Annotated in this window: 26 protein-coding genes; 19 read left to right on the top strand and 7 right to left on the bottom strand. The window is 39.9% G+C overall.

What is annotated here, in order from left to right; translation table 11 throughout:
* Nucleotides 1–142 precede the first annotated feature (142 nt).
* From P3J6_RS07300 to P3J6_RS07260, 9 genes are all read left to right on the top strand, one after another.
* Nucleotides 143–895: a DUF3450 domain-containing protein gene (locus tag P3J6_RS07300; RefSeq protein ID WP_138606484.1), complete on the top strand. Its 753-nt coding sequence runs from the start codon at nucleotides 143–145 to the stop codon at nucleotides 893–895.
* Between the two features lie 10 nt (nucleotides 896–905).
* Complete coding sequence (locus P3J6_RS07295; RefSeq protein WP_198522587.1) at nucleotides 906–2,273, top strand: MotA/TolQ/ExbB proton channel family protein; 1,368 nt, start codon at nucleotides 906–908, stop codon at nucleotides 2,271–2,273.
* 3 nt (nucleotides 2,274–2,276) lie between these two features.
* Entirely contained in the window at nucleotides 2,277–2,804 is a 528-nt protein-coding gene (locus tag P3J6_RS07290) for a MotA/TolQ/ExbB proton channel family protein (protein WP_008111501.1), read from the top strand.
* 53 nt (nucleotides 2,805–2,857) lie between these two features.
* On the top strand, nucleotides 2,858–3,268 hold the full coding sequence (locus P3J6_RS07285; protein WP_008111500.1) for an ExbD/TolR family protein: 411 nt from the start codon (nucleotides 2,858–2,860) through the stop codon (nucleotides 3,266–3,268).
* 6 nt (nucleotides 3,269–3,274) lie between these two features.
* The gene (locus P3J6_RS07280; protein WP_008111498.1) at nucleotides 3,275–3,880 is read left to right on the top strand and encodes an energy transducer TonB; all 606 of its coding nucleotides are present in this window, start codon (nucleotides 3,275–3,277) and stop codon (nucleotides 3,878–3,880) included.
* Nucleotides 3,881–3,917: 37 nt separating this feature from the next.
* Nucleotides 3,918–5,246: a tetratricopeptide repeat protein gene (locus P3J6_RS07275; protein ID WP_198522586.1), complete on the top strand. Its 1,329-nt coding sequence runs from the start codon at nucleotides 3,918–3,920 to the stop codon at nucleotides 5,244–5,246.
* A 314-nt stretch (nucleotides 5,247–5,560) separates the two neighbouring features.
* On the top strand, nucleotides 5,561–7,168 hold the full coding sequence (locus P3J6_RS07270) for a hypothetical protein (protein ID WP_198522585.1): 1,608 nt from the start codon (nucleotides 5,561–5,563) through the stop codon (nucleotides 7,166–7,168).
* Between the two features lie 72 nt (nucleotides 7,169–7,240).
* A complete protein-coding gene (locus P3J6_RS07265; protein WP_198522584.1) occupies nucleotides 7,241–9,964 on the top strand; it encodes a TonB-dependent receptor domain-containing protein in 2,724 nt (907 codons plus the stop codon).
* Between the two features lie 276 nt (nucleotides 9,965–10,240).
* Complete coding sequence (locus P3J6_RS07260) at nucleotides 10,241–10,588, top strand: hypothetical protein (protein WP_198522583.1); 348 nt, start codon at nucleotides 10,241–10,243, stop codon at nucleotides 10,586–10,588.
* A gap of 53 nt (nucleotides 10,589–10,641) precedes the next feature.
* Here the strand turns inward: P3J6_RS07260 and P3J6_RS07255 are convergent, their stop codons facing one another.
* Nucleotides 10,642–11,061, bottom strand: coding sequence for a hypothetical protein (locus P3J6_RS07255; RefSeq protein WP_138606472.1), 420 nt, complete (start codon nucleotides 11,059–11,061; stop codon nucleotides 10,642–10,644).
* Between the two features lie 267 nt (nucleotides 11,062–11,328).
* Here P3J6_RS07255 and asd point away from each other — a divergent pair, with 267 nt between their 5' ends.
* Entirely contained in the window at nucleotides 11,329–12,468 is a 1,140-nt protein-coding gene (gene asd / locus P3J6_RS07250) for an aspartate-semialdehyde dehydrogenase (protein ID WP_198522582.1), read from the top strand.
* 137 nt (nucleotides 12,469–12,605) lie between these two features.
* Nucleotides 12,606–14,564: a methyl-accepting chemotaxis protein gene (locus P3J6_RS07245; RefSeq protein WP_198522581.1), complete on the top strand. Its 1,959-nt coding sequence runs from the start codon at nucleotides 12,606–12,608 to the stop codon at nucleotides 14,562–14,564.
* Between the two features lie 37 nt (nucleotides 14,565–14,601).
* Here P3J6_RS07245 and P3J6_RS07240 read toward each other — a convergent pair whose 3' ends face one another.
* Nucleotides 14,602–15,405: an ion transporter gene (locus tag P3J6_RS07240; RefSeq protein WP_010388826.1), complete on the bottom strand. Its 804-nt coding sequence runs from the start codon at nucleotides 15,403–15,405 to the stop codon at nucleotides 14,602–14,604.
* Nucleotides 15,406–15,506: 101 nt separating this feature from the next.
* Between P3J6_RS07240 and P3J6_RS07235 the strand changes: the two genes are divergently transcribed.
* The 5 genes from P3J6_RS07235 (at nucleotide 15,507) to P3J6_RS07215 (ending at nucleotide 18,115) form a co-directional block, all read left to right on the top strand.
* On the top strand, nucleotides 15,507–15,713 hold the full coding sequence (locus P3J6_RS07235) for a hypothetical protein (protein WP_178957105.1): 207 nt from the start codon (nucleotides 15,507–15,509) through the stop codon (nucleotides 15,711–15,713).
* A 6-nt stretch (nucleotides 15,714–15,719) separates the two neighbouring features.
* A complete protein-coding gene (locus tag P3J6_RS07230) occupies nucleotides 15,720–16,007 on the top strand; it encodes a hypothetical protein (RefSeq protein ID WP_198522580.1) in 288 nt (95 codons plus the stop codon).
* A 137-nt stretch (nucleotides 16,008–16,144) separates the two neighbouring features.
* Complete coding sequence (locus P3J6_RS07225; RefSeq protein WP_008468098.1) at nucleotides 16,145–16,339, top strand: YwbE family protein; 195 nt, start codon at nucleotides 16,145–16,147, stop codon at nucleotides 16,337–16,339.
* On the top strand, nucleotides 16,336–16,854 hold the full coding sequence (locus P3J6_RS07220; RefSeq protein ID WP_198522579.1) for a DUF4240 domain-containing protein: 519 nt from the start codon (nucleotides 16,336–16,338) through the stop codon (nucleotides 16,852–16,854). Before P3J6_RS07225 ends, P3J6_RS07220 begins: the two co-directional genes overlap by 4 nt.
* Nucleotides 16,855–17,659: 805 nt before the next feature.
* Nucleotides 17,660–18,115, top strand: coding sequence for a hypothetical protein (locus tag P3J6_RS07215; protein WP_198522578.1), 456 nt, complete (start codon nucleotides 17,660–17,662; stop codon nucleotides 18,113–18,115).
* On the opposite strand, the gene P3J6_RS07210 is transcribed toward P3J6_RS07215, so the two are convergent.
* From P3J6_RS07210 to P3J6_RS07200, 3 genes are all read right to left on the bottom strand, one after another.
* Nucleotides 18,112–19,368, bottom strand: coding sequence for a Y-family DNA polymerase (locus P3J6_RS07210; protein ID WP_198522577.1), 1,257 nt, complete (start codon nucleotides 19,366–19,368; stop codon nucleotides 18,112–18,114). The genes P3J6_RS07215 and P3J6_RS07210 overlap by 4 nt on opposite strands.
* A complete protein-coding gene (gene umuD, locus P3J6_RS07205; RefSeq protein WP_010388819.1) occupies nucleotides 19,356–19,769 on the bottom strand; it encodes a translesion error-prone DNA polymerase V autoproteolytic subunit in 414 nt (137 codons plus the stop codon). Before umuD ends, P3J6_RS07210 begins: the two co-directional genes overlap by 13 nt.
* An 81-nt stretch (nucleotides 19,770–19,850) precedes the next feature.
* A complete protein-coding gene (locus P3J6_RS07200) occupies nucleotides 19,851–20,270 on the bottom strand; it encodes a MarR family winged helix-turn-helix transcriptional regulator (RefSeq protein ID WP_198522576.1) in 420 nt (139 codons plus the stop codon).
* Between the two features lie 103 nt (nucleotides 20,271–20,373).
* Between P3J6_RS07200 and P3J6_RS07195 the strand changes: the two genes are divergently transcribed.
* The 3 genes from P3J6_RS07195 to P3J6_RS07185 all read left to right on the top strand — a co-directional run bounded on the left by P3J6_RS07195 (nucleotide 20,374) and on the right by P3J6_RS07185 (nucleotide 23,440).
* On the top strand, nucleotides 20,374–21,120 hold the full coding sequence (locus P3J6_RS07195) for a siderophore-interacting protein (RefSeq protein WP_198522575.1): 747 nt from the start codon (nucleotides 20,374–20,376) through the stop codon (nucleotides 21,118–21,120).
* Nucleotides 21,121–21,262: 142 nt separating this feature from the next.
* Entirely contained in the window at nucleotides 21,263–22,252 is a 990-nt protein-coding gene (locus P3J6_RS07190) for an LLM class flavin-dependent oxidoreductase (protein WP_198522574.1), read from the top strand.
* A gap of 237 nt (nucleotides 22,253–22,489) precedes the next feature.
* The gene (locus tag P3J6_RS07185) at nucleotides 22,490–23,440 is read left to right on the top strand and encodes a patatin-like phospholipase family protein (RefSeq protein WP_198523783.1); all 951 of its coding nucleotides are present in this window, start codon (nucleotides 22,490–22,492) and stop codon (nucleotides 23,438–23,440) included.
* Between the two features lie 58 nt (nucleotides 23,441–23,498).
* On the opposite strand, the gene P3J6_RS07180 is transcribed toward P3J6_RS07185, so the two are convergent.
* Together P3J6_RS07180 and P3J6_RS07175 are read right to left on the bottom strand one after the other, a co-directional pair.
* A complete protein-coding gene (locus tag P3J6_RS07180; RefSeq protein WP_198522573.1) occupies nucleotides 23,499–24,356 on the bottom strand; it encodes a DMT family transporter in 858 nt (285 codons plus the stop codon).
* 151 nt (nucleotides 24,357–24,507) lie between these two features.
* Nucleotides 24,508–25,218, bottom strand: coding sequence for an AraC family transcriptional regulator (locus P3J6_RS07175; protein WP_099293276.1), 711 nt, complete (start codon nucleotides 25,216–25,218; stop codon nucleotides 24,508–24,510).
* Nucleotides 25,219–25,247 lie beyond the last annotated feature (29 nt).

Here is a 25,247-nt window from a genome sequence, read left to right as displayed (position 1 = left end):
TTTACGCAACACGCTTGTCATTTTTAATCTATACACTTTCGCTCATTGAAACTATCTCGCTTTAAAATGTTTTTTCATAAACAGGCTAAAGCGACTAATAAACACTAGCAAATCCGCTAATTAACGAGCAAAGGTGTATACGATGAAAGGCGTTAAACCATTAATTTTAGCTGGTATTGTAGCCGCAAGTGCAGCAGTCCACGCCAATGATTTAAACACGGTAATTGATAAAAGTAGCGACATTAATAATTTAGCTGCGCAATCACAAACAAAAATAGACAAGATTGCAGATTCAATGCAAGGGCGTTTACAGCAATTTAAAACCCTAAATAAAGAAATAGATGGTTTAGCCGTTTATAACGCACAGCTGACAAAACAGTTAAATAACCAAATAGAAGAGATGGAATCGCTTAATTTATCAATGGATCAGGTATCGATTATTGAGCGCCAAATAACCCCTTTAATGCTTCGCATGATCACCGGGCTTGAACAGTTTATTGCCTTAGATGTGCCGTTTTTAAAACAAGAACGTAAGCAGCGTCTTGAATCGTTAAATGCAATGATGGAGCGTGCTGATATTTCATCAAGTGAAAAATTCCGTCGTGTCTTAGAAGCTTATCAAGTTGAAGTTGATTACGGACGCACTATTGAAGCGTATACCGCATTGCTTGACGTGGACAATAAAGAACGTGAAGTTGATTTTTTACGCATTGGCCGTTTAGAACTCATTTACCTTACCCGCGATGGTAAACAAGCAGGTAGTTGGGATCAACAGTCACAGTCGTTTGTTGCACTGCCTGATTCAACCATTAGCCAAATTAATAAAGGGCTTCGCATTGCGCGCAAACAACTAGCCCCCGATATGTTAACACTGCCAATTCATGCTGCAGAATAAGAGGTTTACCATGAAATTATTAACAAAAATGACAAAAATGGCCGTGTTTGCAGCCAGCTTAGGTTTTTCAGGTGCGATGTGTGCCGCTGAACCAATGAACTTAGATGCCTTATTAAAAACGTTAGAGCAGGGTAAATCAGCGCAATCAGAACAAAATAAACAACGCGAACAAGAATTTGCAGCACGTCAAAATGAACAAGTGCAAATGCTTAAAAACACCCAAGCTAAACGAAACCAAATGCTTAGCGAGTCAGAGCGTTTAGAAACGCAGTTTGAAGAAAACGAAATTAAATTGGCAAACCTGACCGATACTTTATCAAAGCGTATGGGGTCATTAAAAGAGCTATTTGGTGTGCTACAACAAGTTGCTGGAGATTCTAGCAATAAGTTTGCAACCTCGGTGGTATCGGCCCAGTTACCTGGGCGTAGTACTTTTATGGACGAATTGGCGCAAAAAATGGGTTCTACCTCAAAGCTTGCGTCTATTGAAGATATCGAAAAGGTTTGGTTTGAGCTACAACGCGAAATGACCGAACAAGGAAAAGTAAGCCGCTTCAGTACTGATGTAATTGTTGACGGTGGCAATAAAGTACAAAAAGAAGTGGTACGTGTGGGTGCATTTAACCTTATTAGTGACGGTCAGTACCTAGAGTATACACCTTCTACCAATACTATTAGCCAACTTACTCGCCAACCAAGCAGCCGCTTTACTGCGACTGCGGCTGATTTGCAGCAAGCAAACACCGGTGTGGTGCCGTTTGCGCTTGACCCAACTGGTGGTTCAATTTTAGGTTTGTTAGTACAAGCCCCTGATACCAGCGAGCAAGTTCATCAAGGTGGCGCAGTTGGTTACGTTATTTTAGGCGTTGGCTTATTAGCGTTATTAATTGCGTTAGAGCGTTTTGTATCGCTCTTGCTGATGGGTGGAAAAATCCGTCGTCAATTAAAAGACGATACAGCCCGTGATGATAACCCGCTAGGGCGCGTCATGAAAGTGAAAGACCAGTATCCTAATGTGGCGTACGACACGCTTGAACTTAAGTTAAGCGAAGCCATTTTACGCGAAATGCCAAAAATCACCCGTAATTTAACGCTTATTAAAATTATCTCTGTGGTAGCGCCATTGCTGGGCTTACTCGGTACGGTAACTGGGATGATTAATACCTTCCAAGCAATTACTTTATTCGGCACTGGTGACCCTAAACTAATGGCAGGCGGTATTTCGCAAGCCCTGGTTACTACAGTATTAGGCCTTGTTGTTGCTATCCCTACGGTGTTTTTATACACCTTATTGAATACTCGCTCAAAAGGCTTACTGCTTATTTTACAAGAACAAAGTGCAGGTATTATTGCCGAGCGAAGCGAGAAAGGAGCTTAAACCATGGTGCTATTGATTGATTCAATCAATGCTATCCGTGATTTTCTCGACACGGGTGGCCAAGTGCTCTTGGTCATTGCCGTGTTAATTTTCGCGATGTGGTTATTGATACTCGAGCGATTTATGTACTTTTTTAATGGCTATCGACACTACAAAAAAGACGTTAAAAATACGTGGAAAACGCGCAGTGAACGCAACAGCTGGAACGCAGAGCAAATACGCCAGGCCATGGTGTCACGCGCAAGTATGCGATTAAACGCAAACTTACCACTGATTAATGTGATGGTAGCGCTGTGTCCACTATTAGGATTGCTTGGCACAGTTACAGGGATGATAGAAGTTTTTGATGTAATGGCCATTACAGGTACAGGCAGCGCACGCTCTATGGCATCGGGGGTGTCAAAAGCAACCATACCGACAATGGCAGGAATGGTCGGTGCGTTATCTGGGGTGTTTGCCTCAACCTATTTACAGCGTAAAGCAAAGCGTGAAGTTGAATTGTTGCAAGACACAATGGTGTTAGACCACTAAATAATTATTGAAAAGCGGTGTACATAATCACCGCTTGTTCTAGGAGAAGTAAAATGAGAGCCCCATTAGGTAATTTATTCCAAGAAGATGAAGCAGAAGAAATAAACATGACTCCTATGCTGGATGTTGTATTCATTATGCTTATTTTCTTTATTGTTACAGCCTCGTTTGTAAAAGAAGCCGGTATTGATGTAAACCGCCCAGAAGCAGCAACGGCTGTTAAAAAAGAGCGGGCTAACATATTAGTAGCTATTTCAGATCAAGGCGAAATTTGGATCAATAAACGTCAAATAGATGTACGTGCTGTACAAGCCAACATTGAACGTTTAAAAGCTGAAAATCCACAAGGCAGTGTGGTTATTCAGGCCGATAAAAAAGCCACTACAGAAACCTTGATAAAAGTGATGGATGCCTCGCGTGCAGCGGGTGTATTTGATGTTTCAATAGCGGCTCAAGAAGGGTAACGAGTGATGCGTTATGTACTTGCGTTAATTATAGCGGGTGTGGTGACCTTTATGCTGTTTTTAGGTATGCAGGCATTGATCACCGGCGGAGAAGGCGCCATGACGGAGCCTGCAAAAGGGAATGTGTTGGATTTTGTCCGTTTGAAAAAAGAAGAAACGGTACAAAAAAAGGAGCGCAAACCACAAAAGCCACCAACACCTAAAGAACCACCTCCGCCAATGGAATCGCCACAAATGCAAAGTAGCGATAACAACGCTGCTAGCAACAACTTTGATTTTGCTGCCAATGTCGATGCTGATGTAAATCTAGCGGGTGGATTAGCGTTAGAAACCAGTGATGGTGAGTATTTACCCATAGTAAAAGTGGCACCGGTATACCCAAGGCGTGCGTTATCGCGTGGTATTGAAGGGTATGTCATTGTTGAGTTTACAGTGACCAAGCAAGGCACAGTGAAAGAGCCACAAGTTATTAAAGCCGAGCCAGAGTCACTGTTTGACAGAGCAGCGATGGATGCGGCCCTTAAGTTTAAATATAAACCGCGCGTTGTTAATGGCGAAGCCGTTGAAGTAGCCGGTGTGCAAAATAAAATTTCTTTCCAAATTAATGGTTAATTCTGTTAAGTAAGTAAAGAGTGAACGTGAGGCAATTATGAAATTAAAACTAATAACCAAGCTATTAAAGCTTAGCATGTTGTGCACTGTTGCAATCAGTGCCAGCGTTGTTACACCAAGTGCATTGAATGTACTTCCGGGTGTAAATTTGGCGACAGTACAGGCCGCTGAACAACAAAAAACAACACGAGTGCCCGCACTGCGTGAAAAGGTATACAGCCAATTAGCTCGCGCCCAAAAACTTGCGGATGATGGCGACAGTAAAGCGGGTTTGGACGCGCTTGACAGTATACAAACGCGCTCATCAAGTATGAACTCTTATGAAATTGCGATGATGCATAACTTTTATGGGTTTATTTATTACAATGAAAACGACCTAGTTAAAGCGATTGCCTCATTTGAAAAAGTGATTGCAGAAGATGGCATTCCAGAAACATTGCGTTTGAGCACAACATTCAGTTTAGCGCAGCTTGCAATGGCTAACAGCGACTATGAAAAGGTGATCGCATTTTTAGATAAATGGGATGCCATTAATACAAAGCCTAAAACTGATGCGTATTATTTATTAAGAGCGCAAACCTACTATCAATTAAAAGATTATGAGCAAGGCCTAAGTTACATTACCCAAGCCATTAACTTAAGTGATAGCGAAGGCAAAGTACCAAAAGAAAACTGGCTGGTACTGCAACGTGCTATGTATTACTCACTTAACCAAACCGATAAAGTAGTGAGCGTGCTTGAGCGTATGGTAAAGCTTTACAATAAACCTGAGTACTGGGTGCAATTAGCCGGTATGTATGGTGAAACTGGGCAAGAAAAACAGCAGCTTAGTATTTTAGAAGCAGCTTACCAGCAAGGATTTTTAACCTCTAAATCTGACCTAAGACAGCTTGCGCAGGTATATTTATATAATCAGCTTGCCTACAAAGCCGCCAGTGTAATGAGTAAAGCAATAGAGCAGGGCATTGCTGAACCTACGGCTAAAAATTATGCCTTTGTAGCCGAGGCCATGGTACAAGCTAAAGAAGATGCTAAGTCGATTAGTTACTTTACCAAAGCTGCAGAGCGTTCGGAGCATGGTAAATACGACCAGCGCTTAGCTGAAGTGTATGTAAACACAGAGCAGTATGACGAAGCTGCTGATGCAGCGCGAATGGCGCTGGATAAAGGCGGCCTTGATTTTGAATCAAATGCGTTTGTTGCTTTAGGAATGGCGCAATACAATTTACAAAATTTTGATGCTTCTATCCTGGCGTTTGAACAAGCCGAAAAGCACAAAAAGTCACAACGTTTAGCCCAGCAATGGATCAAATATGTAAAACGCGAAAAAGTGCATGCGCAAACATTAAAAACAGCACTACTTTAATTTTTATAGTGCGATTATTAGTTCTTAATTGACGCACTAAAAACCATTTCATAATTGCACTACTCAAACCACACTAACATTTAGTTTGTGTGGTTTTTTTGCATGTACTTTTAAAGCAAGTTATTGATTTTTATTTAATTAGCATTGTCATTTTATGTTTATTAAAGTGTAACTTCATTGTCATAACACTCCCGTATTGTACTTCGTATTCGATAACTCAAGTGACCTTAGTGCATGAGTATCGTGCCTTAAAGTGACTTAAGTTATTACTTAATGCGCTAACACAATAATTAAATACTTTTACGGAGTGAACAATGAAATTATCTGGCTTATTCAAAATCAGCTTAGTGGCTACAGCAATAACACTTGCTGGTTGTGGCGGTGGAGATATTAACGTTACACCTACGACAGTTGATAACAGTGTAGACAATTCAGTGACTAACCCAGGTGGTGATAATGGTGGCGATACTGTAAGTTGCGCCACATACACATTAGATGGAGCTACATTTACAGGTGAAGCAGAAGGCGTAAACTGCTTATACAGCCAAGCATTTGCAAGTAATGCAAAAGAAATTACTAGCTCTTTTGTTATCCCTGCGCTAGACGATGGCGGTGCCCATGTATTTGAAGGTGCTTTATTTATAGGTGACGATGTAGACACATCTACAGGCGCTATTATTGATGTTAATGGCCCAACATTGTCTATTGAAGCAGGCGCTACCATTGCGTTTACCAAGCCAGAGAGTTTTATTCGTATTGCACGTGGTGCAAATATTGAAGCAATTGGTGAAGTAGATAAGCCAATTATTTTCACAAGCATTAAAGAAGTTGATGGTGATGATTCAACAACCGCTCAAATTGGGGATTGGGGTGGCGTTCAGGTAAATGGACGTGGTCATTCTATTCGTTGTACAGCGACAGCTGCGGCACAAGACATGTGTAATCACTCAGCTGAAGGTATTGTATCTTATTACGGTGGTAATGACCCGCAAGATAGTAGCGGTATATTAAAGCATATTGTTATTAAGTATGCAGGATTTGGCGTTGAAGGTGATGAGCTAAATGGTTTAACACTAAATGCTGTTGGCTCAGGCACAACAATTGATTATGTTCATGTACATAATGGTTTTGATGATGGTATAGAGCTCTTTGGTGGTAGCGTTAATCTTAAACATATTGTTGTTACTGATACTGGTGATGACGGTATTGACTGGGATGAGGGTTGGAAAGGTTACGGACAGTACATTCTTGTACGTTCAAATGAATATGGAAATCATGGATTTGAAACAGATGGCGCAAAAGTTGATCCACTATCTGCAGACGCACAAGATTTAGTAACGACTGTATCTAACCCAACTATTGCTAATGCAACCGTTGTTACTACTGGTGATCAAGGTGCTGAAGGGCGTCGTACTGGTGCCGGTATGGAAATGAAAGAATGGGGTAAAGCGCAATTAGCTAACATGTTGTTTGTAAACTCATCATCTGTAGATGGTGCTGGCTGTTTTGATTTATATAATGAAAAAGATAAATCAGGAGATGCTGGTGTGCATGCCAATGCAAACAACGGTGATATCGCATTTATGAGTTCTATATTTGCGTGTGGTAAGAATTTTGAAGACGTAAATACTCCTTTAACCGGTGCGTTAGCAAGCTTTGATATCAATACCTGGTTTACTGGTGGCGAAAATAACCAGCTGATTGGTTTTGCTGATTTTTCAAATGTGCTTGGTTCGGATGGTGTTTCAACTGCAGCAACTATTACAGACTCACAAGGTACTGCGGTAACTACAACAGCGAAAGACATGAGTGAAGTTGACTCTTTCTTCACTAACGCAGGCTACATTGGTGCACTTAAAGAAGGTGAATCAAGTGAATGGGCTGATTTTGTAGCTGCATCTTTACAACGCGCTAGTAATTAATCTAGACCGGCTCTAATTATAAGGCGCTCTGGCGCCTTTTTTAAGGGAATTTTAGGTTTAGAGGATATAAATATGAAACATCAAAAGCAGTTTAAAACTAATCTAATAACGTTATCTCTGCTCTCCCTTTTTTCTTCATTTAATTCTTTCGCTGAACAGGCACAAGAAATAATCAATGAAGAAGCGATAGAAGAAGTTGTTGCAACAGGTACACGCCTCAAAGGCAGTGCTAGTGCCGTAATTGATGAACGTAAAAATCAGGCATTTGTTGCTGATATAATGGGTTCAGAGCAAATATCTAGAACTGGTGATAGCGATGCCGCTTCTGCACTTCGCCGTGTTACAGGCTTATCGTTAGTTAACGATAAGTTTATTTATGTACGCGGTTTAGGTGAGCGTTACTCAAGCGTGCGTTTAAATGGCGCGGTTGTTCCAAGCCCAGATCTGACCAGAAATGTAATTCCACTTGATATTTTCCCATCAAGTATTATTGAATCTTTAGCTGTTCAAAAAGCCTATTCACCTAATATGCCTGCGGCTTTTGGTGGTGGTGACGTTAATATCAGAACGAAAAGCATTCCAAGTGATACTTTATTTAAAGTTGAGATTGGTGCTAGCTATAAAGATACAAACGATGAAGGCTACACATACAATGGCGGCAGTGACGACTGGTTAGGTAAAGACGATGGTACACGCGCCTTACCAGGAGCTGTTAAAACGGCGCTAAATACCTATATCAATGGCTTGTCTGATATCTCATACAGAAATATAAGAGATGTGGAGTCAAGACGTCAGGGGGCTGATATTGGTCAAGCAGCTGCAATAGACTTAAATAAAAGTTTATCAAAAGCACTACCAAGAGATTTTGGCTTAGAAAAAGAAAGCTTAAACCCTGATGCAGGCATTAAAGCTGTTTATGGCGACCGATTTGATAACTTATTTGGTTTAGATGGCTCTTTTGGCTTCTTAGCATCAGTTGCTTATGAAAATGAATGGTCTAATGCAGAGAAGTTTAGCGCAGTACTTTCTTCTGTTGACGCATCTGAATCTGAATGTTCAAAAGATGACTTTACTTGTTACTCTGCCACAGAGAAAGAAGTATCAACAAAGCATAATATAAAATTAAATAGCTCTCTAAATTTAGGTTATAAAATTGGCGGCCATGATTTAACTGCCACCTATATGATGCTACGAGATACTGAAGATGAAGCTTCTGTTGCGCTTTATCAAGAGCCTTCAAAGTCATTAAGCATTGATGCTGGGCAATTACAGCGAAGCCACCTAACCTCTTTTGAGGAACGTGAACTTGAAATACTTCAACTTCGTGGAATGCACAATTTAGAGTGGAGTTTTCTTGAAGGTGTGGGTGTAGATTGGCAATACACAGATTCAACAGCGACGACGAGTATACCTGGCGAGCTTGAAGTAACGGTGCGTGATGAGTACGCCGATGGCGAATATCAACGTACTTTTTATAATGGCAGTTTAGGTGGCAATCCTTATTTGTATCGATTTGTTGAGCTAGAAGACGATGTAGAAAACTGGGGCGTTAATGTTAACAAAGTTTTTTACTTTGAGAACGCCGAAGTTGAAATCGCGGGTGGCGGCTATTTTGTTGAAAAAACGCGTGATTACCGCACAGACTTTTTTAACTATCGTTTTAGCCAAACACAGTCTTTAGATTTAGCACAAAGTGAAGAAGAAGCGCTGTCAATTGGTAGTTTCTTTGCTAATGATGCTGTTATCGATTCAACGGATGTAGAGTTATTGTTTCAAGAACCTACAGCCGATGATTACCTAGCAGCGCAAATGATTGATGCTTATTACGGCTCTTTTGATATCACTTTTGCTCAAGATTGGCGTTTAAGTGGTGGTGTGCGTTACGAGGACTTCCGCCAAGTTGCCCTTGCTTTTTCTCGCTCAGCATTCGATCCTGCTTTATTGGCAGATAAATTAAGTGCAGATGCGATAAAACAAGCAAGTGTGATGGAAGATGAGTATTTTACTTCATTATCTATGACATATAGTCAGCAGTCGTACCAGGTTCGTTTTGGTTATGGCAGCACGGTTGTTCGTCCTGACTTGCGTGAGTTAAGCCCTGTTCAATTCCAAGATCCGTTGACCGGTTATCGAACGCTTGGTAATCCATTCTTAGAATCTAGTTACCTAGATAACTTTGATGCACGTATCGAATTTTATATGGACAATGGTGATAACTACTCAGTTGGCGCATTCTATAAAGACATAGATAACCCAATCGAAGCATTATTAACCGAAAGTGACGGCCGTTTTACTCTGCAGTTTGACAATGCAGATACAGCCTATGTTTACGGTATAGAAGCAGAATGGTTAACTGAGTTGCATAGTGATTTATTAGGAGGTGCTTTTTTTACTTCTGGTAATTTAACGGTCAGTGATTCAGAAGTTGAAATTGCACAAGAACAGCGCGCCGACCTTACAAATCTAAAGCGACGTATGACTGGCCACTCAAAGTATGTTGCCAATTTGCAATTGAATTACGATTCGCATGATGGCATGCACCAAGCTTCAGTTATTTATAACGTATTTGGCGACCGTATTTTAGCTGCGGGTGTTAACAACTTTGATGACGCTTACGAACAACCTTTAAACTCGTTAGACATGGTTTATAGTTATTACCCAACGTTCAATACCACATTAACACTTAAAGTGAAAAATATGTTGGGACAAAACTTTGAAGTAGAACAGAATGATGTGTTAATTCGTTCTCAAGAAACGCCTAGAGAGATAAGCGTTAGCTTTAGCTACGAGTTTTAAAGCCCTCGAACGACTAAAATAAGCCGTTACAACCCTTAGCCCTGCTATATGTAGGGCTTTTTAGTATCTCAGTTTTAAACGTAGTTGTAGTTTAATATTTTTTATATAAATAGTTTTTTTAATTCTCTTTTATCTTAAGCATCATTCACTTCATACACATACTCCCTCTAAATCATTTATCTTTAATGATTCTTTAACAAATAAAGCATGATTGTTGTTTACATTTAACAGGCTGTAATTAAGTTTTATAATTTTATTTTAAAAGGAACAATATCCATGAATTTAATAAGAAATGTTATTAGCTCAGTTGTTATATTTGGTTCTTTTGGTTTTGCGAATGATGCTCTAGCTGCAAGATCATGTTCTGTTATTGTCGATGATATCCAACTAAATCATTCTCAGGTAATTGTAAAAACAACTAATAGTATTACTCACTTGGCTAATGACAAGTTAACCTTAGCTTATCAAGATAATCAATTTGGCCAGATCTTAGAAAAGCTTGCTGAAGCAAAAGGTTTAGAAACGCCTGTAAAAATTTATATACTCGAGGAGTTTAATGGTGATGATGCGCGCAGTTGTAATGATAGCATTACTGACTATATAGGATCAGTTCATCGCATCTAATGTTCTAAATTGTTTGTAGCCCTATAATTAGCATAGGGTTACAATTGAATATTTTACTGACACTTTATAGTTGCATAAAGTTGGTAGCATTGGTTTTTACTACCGGTGCTTTTCATTGTCCATAATTGGTTATACCAATCAAAGTTACCATAAGCGCTTTCATCTTCCCCACAAGTGATTGTACTTCCTGAAATTTCTTGGTTATGACCACGTTCTTCACAAAATTGATTTCCATTTGTAGAGCCTACAAAAAACTGCTCTAAGCGTCCATTTATCCATACCTTTGGGCTGTAATAAGTTGTTGCAGTATTGACTAGTACGCCTTGTCGCTCTTCCACATTTATTTCTGCGCGTTCAAAATATACTTTTTCATTTTCTTTAAATGCCATTGTGTTTGCTGAAAGCGTTGTATCTGCAAATACATTAAGTGATGCTGAGCTTAAAGCGAGTAGAGCGAAAGTAAGTGTCTTCATTATCTTTTCCTTTAGTTGAATGTAGAATTACACAAAACCTCTTTTTTCAATGTGCCTTCTAAGCTTGGTAAATACAGGTTTCAACAAGGTTAAGCTTTTATTAAAGTTTAAAATAATCGTTGTATGCTTTTGCATTTTTTACATTATGAAAAAAATTTGAGTTCGACTTTATTCACTAGTTTTAGCGTGCTGGTGGTGTTAGTTTAGGGCTGTAAAAATTAAATCTCACGCAATGAATTTTTAATTTTTAATGTATAGGCTCCTTTTATGAATCAAACAGTGGAACAAATAATGAAAAAAGTAGGATTAGTCGGATGGCGCGGCATGGTAGGCTCAGTATTACTAGAGCGAATGGAACAACAACATGATTTTGCACATATCGACACCACCTTTTTCACCACCTCACAGGCAGGTCAACTTGGTCCTGAGTTAGCTGGTCCTGCTAAACCGCTTTTAGATGCTAGTGATATTTCTGAACTTGCAAAAATGGACATTATTGTTACCTGTCAGGGAGGCGATTATACCAATGCGGTGTACCCAAAATTACGTGAATCGGGTTGGGATGGCTATTGGATAGATGCGGCCTCTGCGCTGCGTATGAGCGACGACAGTATTATCGTACTTGACCCTGTTAACAAAGATGTCATTGAGCAAGGGCTTGAGCAAGGCGTTAAAACTTTTGTAGGTGGTAACTGCACGGTTTCACTTATGCTACTAGCACTGGGCGGTTTATTTGAGCACGACCTAATTGAATGGGTAAGCCCAATTACTTACCAAGCAGCGTCGGGCGCCGGTGCGCGCAATATGAAAGAGCTTATTGCCCAAATGGGTGCTATTCATACAAGTGTTGCAAAGCAATTAGATAATCCAAGTTCAGCTATTTTAGAAATTGATAAAATAGTCAGCGAAAAAATGGCATCGAGTGATTTGCCACAAGACCAGTTTGGTGTACCACTGGCGGGTAGCTTAATCCCATGGATTGATGTGCCTATGTCAAGTGGCCAGTCTAAAGAAGAGTGGAAAGCACAGGTTGAAGCGAACAAAATTTTAGGCTCTTCTAAGCAGCCAGTACCTATTGATGGTTTATGTGTACGCATTGGTGCTATGCGTTGTCATAGCCAAGCGATGACAATTAAATTACGTGAAGACATTAGTGTAGAAAAAATAGAAGAAATTTTAGCATCGCACAATGAGTGGGTTAAAGTAATTCCTAATCAGCGCGATATTACCAGTACCGACTTAACCCCAGTTAAAGTAACCGGTACGCTGAGTATTCCTGTTGGCCGTATTCGTAAACTTGCCATGGGGCCAAAATACATCAGCGCCTTTACCGTAGGCGATCAGCTGTTATGGGGTGCAGCGGAGCCACTTCGCCGGATGCTACGAATTATTGTAGACGGTGAATAACTTTCTAGTTCGCCAAGTAAAAGGGTTAGCTAATTGCTAACCTTTTTTATTGCCTCTTCGAAATATTCTCATATTATTTCTTGCTCAACCCCTTTAGCCACACTATATTCTTAAGAGTGTTTTTAGAGGTTAATTGCATGAATATATCAAAAAAATTAAAGCTCTCTTTTGCATCTGCAATTGCCTTGCCGTTATTAATTATAGCTGCTTTAGTTATTTCACAAACTAGAGAGCAAGCACTTGATAATTTTTCTCAGTTAAGTGAACGTGAAGCCCGCCAAGTTGATAATGCAATTACTATGTTTTTTGCTGAAATTGCTAAAAATGTAGATTACTTAGCCTCCCATGAAACGATTAAAAATGCCCGTGAAAACATAAAAACCCATATGAATGTTGGCACTACGGTAATGCTTGATCACCCTAACCAAAGTCCGACGGAGCAAGCTGCTTATAGTTTATTTAATCATTTTGGTGAGACCCACCCTGGGCTTGCTTATATTTACATGGGGAATGAACAAGGTGGTTATATTCAATGGCCTATGGGAAACGTAAACGCTAATTATGATCCTCGCCAGCGCCCGTGGTATAAAACGGCTAAACAAGCCAACGGTAAAACAACCCGTACTAATGCTTATTACTGGGCCGCTGATGATTTAGTGATTGTATCTACGGTCAAAGCCATTATTGATAACGGCGAGTTAATTGGTGCACAAGGGATGGATGTTTCATTAGGAGGACTCACTGACATTATTGCCGATATTAAATTAGGCGAAACAGGCTACTTAATGTTGATTGAAGACAGCGGCAGTGTGCTGGTGGATGTGAAACACCCAGATTACCGATTTAAAAATCTAGCTGATCTTGAGGGTGGAAAATACGCCGATTTAGCTAAAAACAACAAAGGCCTGTTTGATGTCGATATTGATGGAAAACAGTATATGGCCAATATTTACACGTCTCCCATTTTAGGGTGGAAGTTTATTGGGGTGGTAGAAAAGTCCGAGGTAATGAGCGCGGCCAATGCAATGGCTTATACCATTTTAATTATTAGTGCTGTGTTAATTGGTGTGTTTATTGCGATAGCGAGTTATATTTCTAAGCTTATTTCCGCTCCAATTGTTGAGGTAAGTGATGGTTTAACTGAAATATCGCAGGGTGGCGGTGATTTAACCCAGCGCTTAGCAATTAAAACTAAGGATGAAACCGCTAAACTAGCCACTAGTTTTAACTTATTTTTAAATCTGATCAGTGAGCTGGTGACGCAAATTAATGAATGCGCACAAAATGTTAGCAAAACCTCATCGCAAACCTCATCTCAAGCTGCGCAATTAACAAGCTCTACCAGTCAACAACAACAAGCTTTAGAAATGGCGGCAACGGCTATTAATGAAATGGCTGCTACTGCTAATGAAGTGTCTAGCAGTTGTGCGAATGCGGCGGATTTAGCGGTTCAAACACAGCAAGCATCGGACTTGGGGCAATCGGTTATTACACAAACCGTAGAAAGTGTGGTTCAGCTGTGCGATGTAATAAATAATGCTTCAGCAGACATTACTAAGCTCGATAGTGAAAGCGAAAACATTATGTCGATTTTAAGCGTTATTCGCGGCATTTCAGAGCAAACTAACTTATTGGCTTTAAACGCAGCCATAGAAGCTGCGCGAGCTGGTGAGCATGGGCGTGGTTTTGCCGTGGTTGCTGATGAAGTTCGTGCGTTATCGCAACGTACTGCCGAGTCGACCGAAGAAGTAGCATCGCAGCTTGATAAATTACGCACTATGTCGTCTAAAGTGTCTAAAGACATGGAACGCAGCATAGAAACCACGAATAAAACTGTAGAACTTGCGCACTCGGCGCAACAACAGTTTAGCGAGATCACGGCGTCTATTGTTAATATTAGTGATTTAAACACCCAGATAGCGACTGCTGCAGAAGAGCAGCAACACGTAGCTGAAGACATAAACCGAAACGTAACGGAAATTAAAAATTCGGCTGATGAGGTTAGCGATATTGCTGTTAGCACCAGCGAGAACGGTAATGAAATGAGCCGTCTTTCTTTAATGTTAACGGACTTAGTTGGCAAGTTTAAAGTATAAATAATAGGGCAAGTACATACTTGCCCTATTCAATCTGCTACTTATTTTTAAGTAATTGTTTTAACTCTGCCAGTTGCGCCTTCAATTCGTTTACTTGGCCTTGAGTTGCGGGTAGTGAGTCTGTATCCGCTTGCTCTTCTCGAGCATTGCGATGCTCCTCACTCATTACTTCTAAAATAGCCCCCACCATCATATTTAAAAATACAAATGCCGTTAAAAAGATAAAGGTTAAGTAAAAAATCCAACTTAATTTGTACACCGCCATGGTTTCGTACATCACGTCGGTCCAATCTTCGAAGGTGGCGATTCTAAACAAGGTAAGCATAGAAATAGAGACATCGCCCCACAGTACTGGGTTTATCTCAGCAAACAACATGCTACCTGTGGCAGCATAAATATAAAAAATCACAAACATTAGCAGCGCGATATAGCCCATTTGCGGGATGGCTTTTATTAGTGAGTTTACCAATAAGCGCAGCTCTGGGATCATAGACACTAAACGTAGTACGCGGAAAATGCGCAGCAGTCGAGCAATAAAAATAGTCGAACCTGCCGCAGGATATAAACTACCGATCACTATAATGAAGTCAAATATGTTCCAACCTTTGGAGAAAAAGTCTTTGATACCTTTACTGGCAATATAACGAATAACCAATTCGATTAAGAAAAACACCGTAATGCCTATATCCATCCAATGTAGAAATAGCTCAGCGGTAGGGTGCAACGAATAGGTATGTGCGCCCACGGTCAGTGCAGAAACCACAATAACTGCAATAACAAATGATTGAAATAATTTACTTTTATCGATACGCTGGAACAGCTCTTGTAACTGCGACAACATCATAACGTGCCCTTAACGGTTATAAATACAAAACCAGTGCAATATACAGCAAAAATAACGAAAATCAGTAGTTTTCCGGTTAAAATAATAAGGAGTTTTGAATGCTAAATAATAACTTAAAGTATCTACTTTCGTTATCGGTAATCGCAGTGTTAACAGGGTGTAGCAGCGATAGCCGCTATCATGAAATTCAATCAGCCCGATTAGATGAATGCAGCCATATGGCTGACAAGGAATACCATGAATGTGTTAAACAACAACAAGACAGCTACAAAGAATTTAAAAAACAACAAATCGCCGAGCAGTAATAAACCATGACCAAAACCCAAAAGCAGCTAGACAAAAGTATTCGTCAACAATTAACACTGGCTTGTGAGCAAGTAAAAGATGATGTTGAGGGCTTTAGCTATCTTACCCATTCAGCAGACTTAAACAATTTACCCTCTAAGTTCACCGTAAGTTGTTATTTTATTGATGATATTGCACTAGAGCAGGCTAAAAAAAATAACCGACTAGATTATATCGAACAGCTTATTTGTAATGCATTAGCTAGTTTAAATATTCATATAAAAAACAATGCTATTTCATTTCTTAAGCAGTAAAAATAGGTATTGTGTTTTTGTTTAATTATCCCTCATTTTAAGCTGTATTTGGCATTTATGGTCTTAGTAAAAGCTTTAATATGGAGAGATTCTATTAAGCAGGCTATAATCGCAAAAAATTGTAATAGAGATTAAATATGGCCGTTCCAACACGCTCGCAAATAACGCCAGGCACAGAGGTTAATATTGTGCTTAAACAAGATCAACGCAGTGGTACTTTAACCAACGGTATTGTGTCGCGTTTATTGACCAAGTCACCTAATCACCCGCACGGAATAAAAGTACAATTAGAAGACGGCCAAGTGGGTCGGGTAAAAGAGATCATTGCATGAGTGAGTTAACCTTAACTGATTTTTGGCGACTGGTTACTGTGGAAGATAAAACCGCAGAGCCCGATTCAGTGTGCCAATCACTTAAGTCGGCACTGAGTGACTTATCAGATGAGCAATTAATTGAATTTGATAAGCAGTTTAGTATTTGTATGCGTCAAAGTTATACCTGGGATTTATTTGGTGCCGCGTTTGTTATGGCGGGCTGTAATGATGAATATGGTTTTTCAGAATTTCGTTGTTGGTTAATTTCTCGTGGTGAAGCCGTATTTAAAGCTGCACTAGAAAACCCAGATAGCCTGGCTCAGTGCACGCCGCTTTATTTTTTAAACGAGCAACCTTATCCGTATTTAGATGAGTATGACCTAATTGCAGGTTTGTTATATGAAGAGCGTAACGACGATGAGTTACCCTTTATCTCATCAGGGCTTGACCAACCTAAAGGTAAGCGCTTTAAAGACAAACCTAAGTTTTTAAAACAAAATTACCCGCAATTATTTGCTAAGTATTGGCAATAACTCAGCGTGTTATTAATGCATTACTTAATTAACCTGAACTGCGGATAATAAATTCATCTCAAGCAGCTATTTTCAGCGCTAACTGCGTTGAGTTTACTTGCAATAGGCTAGCTATTGACGCGTAATTTCGCCTTGTTTTCACTAAAAATTTCTAGCTAGAGAAAAGTAGGTAAAAATATTTTTTGATTCAACATGTTAGTAAATCTCTTAACCAGAGTTCAGGTTAATCACAAGTAATGCATTTTCTTCCCCCTTTATGTAATAAAGCTTACGTCTAGGGTCTGTTGACCTTTCAAGGTTGAATTTGCAGCAGTCTGTTTGGTATTTAGGCAAGGCAGAGCCTATGTGGTGTGGTTATTCCCCATAAATAGGCGATAACGCATCATCAATGCCAAACAGACGCTGCCCGAAGAGTTCTGCCTAGGGGCGACTTACTCTTTGTTGCCTACATGGATGTAGGTAAGGGGCGTGAGCAGGACGCGGAAGCTTTGCTCGGTTTTTTACTTATTCTTACATGTATGTAAGCCAGTAGAATAACGCAGGAGCAGTTATCGAGCCCACTAGGTTACAAATCTCGCGCCGCGATTAAGCAGCCTCTAGTTTGAACAAATTTTAATCCGCAAAGGTAAACAGGCCCTAGTTTAATCTTATTTGTTGTTAGCTACGTATTTTAAGTTAGTTTTTGCGCAGCTGCTCATAGTAATACGACTTCGCATCTTTTATAGTAAATCTCTGTTATAGTTAGAAATAGCTAAGCATCGTCACAGTGCTTGATCATGGTTGATACACGAGGATAGAGCTTATAATGAAATGTTTCACACTGGTTTTACTTACCATAAGCCTTTTTAGCTGCTACTCAGTGGCAGGCCCAAGTAATAAAACTCGCTTTATTCCACTATTAAAAACTAAGCTAGGTAATTACGAAGTTACCTCAAGTAACTCGGGTTTGTGCACTAATAGTCGATTGCAATTTAATAACCCTGAAGATCCTGAGCAAGGTTTTAGCTTAGGTAAAGAGATTTTGTTTAACTCATTACACAATGGCACTCGTACTATTCAAAAGCCTAATTATTGTTTTATTACCAGCTCACTTAAATACAAAACTAATGGCCTCGAAAATGGTTTACGTATGAGCCGATGTGATAATCCAATTCACGAAAGAACCATTAAACAAACCATTACTTTTTTAACCGATAACACCCTTAAATACACCTTAGATAACCCAAGTGTAGAATGCGAATTTATTAAAGTTGCTGACTAACACTGTATTTTAGGAATATCGCGCCAACGGGTTGTGTATTGCGGCGATAAAAAAGCTCTATTCATATGCCAGCGTTCATTTAGTTGGCTGCTTGCTACGCTAAGCATTCCTTTCCCAAAGCGATGATTTATCGCATCTAAGCAGCCCATTAACTGCGGGTTATCGGTTTGTTTCTCAAATAAAGTATGTTGTTGAAACTGCTGTGGGCTAAGCTCTAATGCACCCACTCCGCATTTATAAAAACGAATACCCGGCTGATATATCTGCTCAAAACTCTTTGATACTGCACTTGCTATGACACGGGTATCGTTAGTGGGCGGATCAAATTGATGCATAGCTGACTTTTTATAAAAGGCTTGCTCATGTGACGAGCTGGCAGCAAAAATATAAATACGATGAGTTAGCGACTGTTGCGCTCTTAATTTTTGTGCAACTACACTGGCATGATTTATTAATGCGGTTCTCACTGCATCAGGATCGCTAAGGCGCTGGCCAAAACTACGCGTTGAAAAAATAGCTTGTTTGTCTTGGCGCACATCATCCCAGTTTAAACAGGTGATGCCATTGAGTTCGTTAATTGTACGCTCAAGCACTACGCTAAATTGGCGACGAATTGTTTTTGGACTTTGCTCAGCCAGCTGCCATGCGGTATTAATATTCATTAGCGCCAGCTTTTTAGCTATACGTTTGCCCACTCCCCATACATCCTGGCAGTGCATTTGCTGTAAAATAGCTTGTCGGCTTGCTTCATCATCAATCACGGCAACCCCATTAAAGCCAGCTAGTTTTTTAGCAGCATGATTCGCGGCTTTGGCTAAGGTCGGTGTTGGCCCAAAGCCAACCCCAACAGGGAGTTTGGTTTCACGCCATACTGTACGCCTAATTAGCTGCCCATATTGGTGCCAATCGGTAATTAATGGCTGATAGCCTTTAAAGTGCAAAAACGATTCGTCAATACTGTAAATATGCTGGGTATCACAAAAGCGGGCAATAACGTTCATCATTCTATCGCTTAAATTAGCATACAGCTCATAGTTAGATGAGCGCACCACCACCTGATGCTTTGCTAGTAATTGCTTAACTTTAAAATAGGGGCCAAATTTAGGAATATTAAGCTTACGGGCAATAGGGCACACCGCACATACGCAGCCATCGTTATTGGTAAGCACCACTACTGGTTTTGAACGAATTGCGGGGTCAAATACCTTTTCAGCACTGGCATAAAAAGCAACCGCATCAACTAAGGCATACATGAAAGTATCTCAGGGCTTTGCCGATGTAACCTAATTGAGCGAGTTACCACGCCTTCAAGCTGAAATTCATCAGACTCGGTTAATTGCACGGGTTTATAAGCAGCAGAAGCCGAGAGCAGTCGCGCATTGGTTTTATCTAGCAGCTTACATACAAATAAACCATTTAAGTTCGCCACGATAACATCGCCATCTTTAGGAATCTCAGCACGGTCAACTAACAGTAAGTCGCCCTCAAAAATACCAATTTCTTGCATAGAGCACCCTGATGCAACGCCAATAAACGTAGCATCTGGGTGTTTTATTAATAGCTCATCGAGTGATATCCCTAACTCACTATACTGTGCTGCAGGCGATTCAAACCCGCAAACACCGGCCTCTATATAAATGGGAATAACAAACATAACACAACCTAAAACGCATACACTGTATAAGTGTACAGTATATGCGTTTTGTATCAGTTATGCCAAGTAATGAATGGCAGATCAATCCATGTTTTTGATCATTTGTTGGGCAGTATATAAAAAGTCATTGATTTGCTGTGGGTTTAAGTTTTTACACATTTGCGCATTTACTTGCTGCTCGGCGGCTAATAGCTTGTTATAAAGCGTGCGACCTTCAGAGGTAAATGACAAAATAAAACAGCGCTTGTCGTGCTCACTGGCATCTTTGTTAATTAACTTTAATGCGATTAGCTCTTTCACTAAGCGTGCTATTTGGGCCTTGTCGCGCTGGGTCTGATTAACAATATCGTTAGCAGTGCACTGAGTTGTTGTTGCAATAATATGAAAGCAACGTACGTGCATTGCGTTTAAGCCAAGCTCGCCCGCATTAATCGCTTCGCGTATGGTAACGCGATAATTTTGCATTAAAGCAAATAATGTATTGGCTAATGAGATATGCATAGGGAATCCATAATGGTTGACAAAGTCAATTAAATTGATATGGTTGATTTTATCAACCAACGGGGCGTTGTGCAATTCATCTTTTTTAATGAGGTAAATTTATATGGGTAAAAAAGTACGCAAAGCAACAGTATTAAGCACAGAGCAAATAACCCCACATTTACAGCGCATTATTGTTGGCTCCGATGAGTTTAACGACTTGAACGCTCAATATATTGGTAACTACGTAAAGGTACTTATTCCGCAAAATGGCCGCGTTGATTATAATATTAAAACTTCATGTATGCGTTCATACACTATAAGGCATGTTGATGAGCACACCGGCGCACTTACCCTCGATTTTGTAATTAATATGCACCAAGGTCCAGCAACTAATTGGGCTAAAAAAGCAAAAGTAGGCGATGAGGTAGGTATAGCAGGACCAGGCCCTAAAAAGCTTGATAATTATGAACACTCACATTACATACTACTTGGCGATTTAACTTCGGTTAATGCAATTAAAGGCTACATGCAGCAACTGCCTAAAAACGCAAAAATTGACGCGATTATTCATGCACCAACAAACGATGATGTGATCAGCTTGGAGTCGCCGCGAGATGTAACTTGGTTAATAACACATAAACCAGATACAGATGTGGTAAACGCATTAAAATCGGTGCCGCTTAGTGAGCAACAACCTATTGTATTTATGGCACTAGAGGCCGGATTAGTACGCAAAGCAAAAACCGTATTAACTGATGAATTAGCGATACCGCGCAGTCAAATTGTTTCATCGGGTTATTGGAAAAAAGGCCTTGATTCAGAGGCCTATAAACTAAACCGCCAACAAACTGTAGCTAAAAGTAGCTAGCTTTTTTGTCGCTCAATCGCAACACCTTAGCGTTTCAAGATAAGCTGCCTTGAATTGGTGTAATTTACACCCATTTCTTACTTTAGATTTATTATTTATGGCTAGCACGTCATAAGTCGCTATTTAATTTGGAGATGCTGCTTTGTTATCAACTATCCCTTTTTCATTACTTGAACTGGCGCCTATGCAAAAAGGGGCCACGGTTAGTGACACCTTAAACAAAAGTACAGCCTACGCACAAAAAGCAGACCAATTAGGTTTTAACCGTTTTTGGTTAGCCGAGCATCATAATATGCCTGGGATTGTTTGTGCCGCCACTTCAATTTTAGTAGGGCACATAGCCGGCAACACTAAAAAAATACGCGTAGGGTCGGGTGGAATTATGTTACCTAATCATGTGCCTTTAGTAGTGGCTGAGCAATTTGGCACCTTAGAGAGTTTGTATCCTGGTCGAATTGATTTAGGGCTAGGGCGCGCACCAGGTAGCGATCCGGTGACAAGTCGCGCCTTAAATAACGACATTAGCCGCGCTGAAAACTTTCCTAATGAAGTAAGCGAGTTACAAACACTATTAGGCCCATACGATGGGGCTAAGCGTGTACGAGCAATACCCGGTGAAAACACTAATGTGCCTATTTGGCTTTTAGGCTCAAGTTTATTTAGTGCCCAGTTAGCAGCGCAAAAAGGATTACCCTATGTATTTGCGGGGCACTTTGCACCGCGTTTTGTACATGATGTAATAGCCTTATATAAAAGAGAATTTAAACCATCAAATGTATTAGCTAAGCCTTATGTAATGTTGGCATTACCTTTAGTGGCTGCCGATACAGATGAAGAAGCACAATACTTATCAACCACTTCAAAACAGCGAGTACTGTCGTTAATCAGAGGCGATGAGTTGTGGTTAAAGCCCCCAGTTGAAACAATGGAAGGCTTGTGGAGCGAACAAGAGCGTACTCATGTTGAGAGCTTTTTAGGATTAAGTGTTACTGGTGGGCCAGCGAGTATTAAACACAAATTAGAAATGATCGTGAACCAATTAGAGGTCGATGAGCTTATATTCACCAACGATTTATATGACGATGAAAAACGTCATCGTGCGTTAAAAATACTAATGGAAATAAAGAACTAAGCTGTTTATTAAGCAAGCGTACACGCAACCATAGTTACACTAATAACCAAATAGAGAATCGAATAAAGATTGAGTACAAATAAATGATTTATATTTTCAATCGAACTGATTCAATTAATCTGTTTTAAGGATTTAATCAAGCACGTTAAAATAAAACCATATTCCGTTAAGTTAACAACTAAGAGGTACACCGTGAAATCTCAAATAAATGTTGCTCCACACACATTCAATAAGCCTATGCACCCTAAAACTGCATTGATTGCTGAAGGTGGAGGGCAGCGAGGGATATTTACAGCTGGTGTACTTGACGCGTGGTTAGAGCAAAACTACGACCCGTTTGATTTATTTATAGGGACGTCTGCTGGCTCGCAAAATTTAACCAGTTATTTAGCGCGTCAAAAAGGCTACGCTAAACGCTTGATCAGAGGGCTTTCGCGTAACAAACGCTTTTTTCAACTAGGGCGTGGTTTAATGGGCAAGCACATTGTTGACTTAGACTGGTACTTTGACAAAACCACCGAAGTAAACAGAGCTCTTGATTTTAAAACAGCAAAAACCAGCTTAGGTGAGCGAGAGCTGCTTATAACGGCAACCAATGCACGCGACAGAAAAGCCTATTACCTTTCACCTACAGGCGAGGGTAAGCAATGGCGCGATTTGTTAAAAGCATCTAGCGCGTTACCTTTTTTGTATAAACAAGGCGTTAAACTTACTCCTTGGTTAGGGTCAAAAGCGGCAAACGAAGCGCATTTAGCTGCAGAGCAATCAAGTGAAGATTTTTATTTAGATGGCGGCTTAGCTGCGCCATTGCCTGTACGCGAAGCTTATAACCGTGGCGCACGAAAAATCGTGGTAATAAGAACCGTTGATGAGAATTTTCAAGCGCAAACTGCATGGGTTCAAAAGCTTAGAACATTTGCATGTGCATCGGGCTACTGCCCAAAAACACTTGATTACTTGATTCAACACGAGCAAGCATACCTGGACGAGCTATCATTTATAGCCAATCCGCCTAGTGATGTAGAAATTATACAAATTTTTGCAGACGAAAAGCTGCACAGTAAATTATTAGGCAGCTCTAACGACGATTTACGCTTTGATCATAAGCTAGGTGTAAAAGCAGGACGCGCTTATTTAAAAAGCCAAAATACACGTATAGTAGATTATGCACAGAGCTACGCTATGTAGCTGTATATTAACGCTTAAACTTAAATTACCTTAAGTTTAAGCGTTGGTAAAATTAAAACTATGCTTTTTTTAAACTTATCGATGGCCTTTTATTGCTAATCGCCGCCCCTAATAAAATAAGCGCTAAAGCTATAAATACTGACCAACTCAAGGGAGCCTGCGAGGCGAGTATTAAAATAAAGGTAGAGAGCACCGGCGTTAAAAAACTCAATGAGGCTAATAGCGAGCGGTTACCAAACTTTAAGCCATGATCCCATAAATAAAATGCACCACCCACTGGGCCTAATCCCAATAAAATAGCACCTAGCCATTGTGAGACAGACAAACTAATAACGGTTGTTTCAAAATAAAAATGTGCAAAAAGGGCAAGCACTGCCACAATAAGTGAAAGCCAGCCTATGTCATCCACATGGCTATCAAATTGCGACATTAAATAAGAATAACTAGACCACAGTACCGCGCAGCAACCTGCAAAAAAGTACCCTAAGTAATACTCACTATTGATAGATAATCCACTGCCATCGATAATTAAACTAAGCGTGCCTAAAAACCCCAGTAATCCGCCTAATATTGATTTAAATTTAGACCCTGGGGTAGCCACAAATACACCCAGTAATAATGGCCAAAGATACACTATTAAGCTTACCTCTATTAAGGGGCCGTACTTTAAAGCCATAAAATAACAAAAGTGAAAACCAAATAAACCAATAACACCTATTATCATTTGTTTTTTAGAAAGCTTAGGAGGGGTTAATAATGGCTGTTTTGAAGCAAAACGCTTTACTAATAAAATAATAAAAGAGAGTGCAAAGCAAATGAAAAGCAACTGAAAAGCAGGGAGCGCTTTGGTTAAATTACCCAGTAAAGCTAAAAGCCCCCACGAAAATATTGCTAAAAAACCTATGTGTGTTGCCATTAATTATCCTCCGTAAATACTATTTACTGAGTGTATCAATACAGGTTTTTGAAAAATGTGCTAAAAAGACGGTGTTATTGTTTGCTCTGACGCAATTTAACCTAAGTTCTGCTTAAGCTTGATTTATTATCTCGTGTTTAGGTTATCTATATTATTGCTTTGCAAATGCCTTAGGTGGCTGACCAAAGTATAAATTAAACCGGCGGCTAAACGCAGAGGCATCGTTATAACCAATGCGCTCGCCTACTAAAGCAATCGGTAAGTCTGAATGGGTTAAAAGGGCGCGAGCGTGCTGCATTCGCAACATAGTTAAATATTGCAGTGCACTCATAGTGGTACTTTTTTTAAACACAGTTTTAAATTGCGTAACGCTTAAACAGGCTATATCGGCCAGCTCTTTTAACGTGTAGGGGTACGCTAAGTTTTGCTTAACAATGGTTATTACATTATCTATTCGCTTATCAATATTACTGTGGCTACTTTGCTCACAAAGTAATAAGTAAAATAAATCAAAGGTTGAACTAGTAAGCTTTTCATCGCTAACAAAAAGCAGTTGCTGCTCTATAAACTGTAAGTAACTTAATAAACGACTATCTATTGAGATTTTAGGGCATAAAAGATGAATAAGGTTTTCAGGTAGCGCGTCTAAATCTGCCACAATAAAACGCGCGGCTTCATCGGCCGTAAAGGCATGCACCACGTTTTTCTCTATAACGATACAACTACCCGTACTAACCGTTGTTTTAAAGTCATTATTTAACGTTATGAAAATTTCACCGTGTAAGGGTAAAACAAGTTGATGGTAATTATGCTGGTGGCGCTTTATATCTTGCGAATAATACCGAATAGAAAGCTTATTCATTGCCTACTCCATTACCTAATAAATAACCC

The organism is Pseudoalteromonas sp. 3J6 (assembly GCF_903995135.1).
Lineage (GTDB): Bacteria > Pseudomonadota > Gammaproteobacteria > Enterobacterales > Alteromonadaceae > Pseudoalteromonas.
The sequence above is the reverse complement of the archived record's forward strand: the minus strand, read 5'-3'. Positions and strand labels throughout refer to the sequence as shown.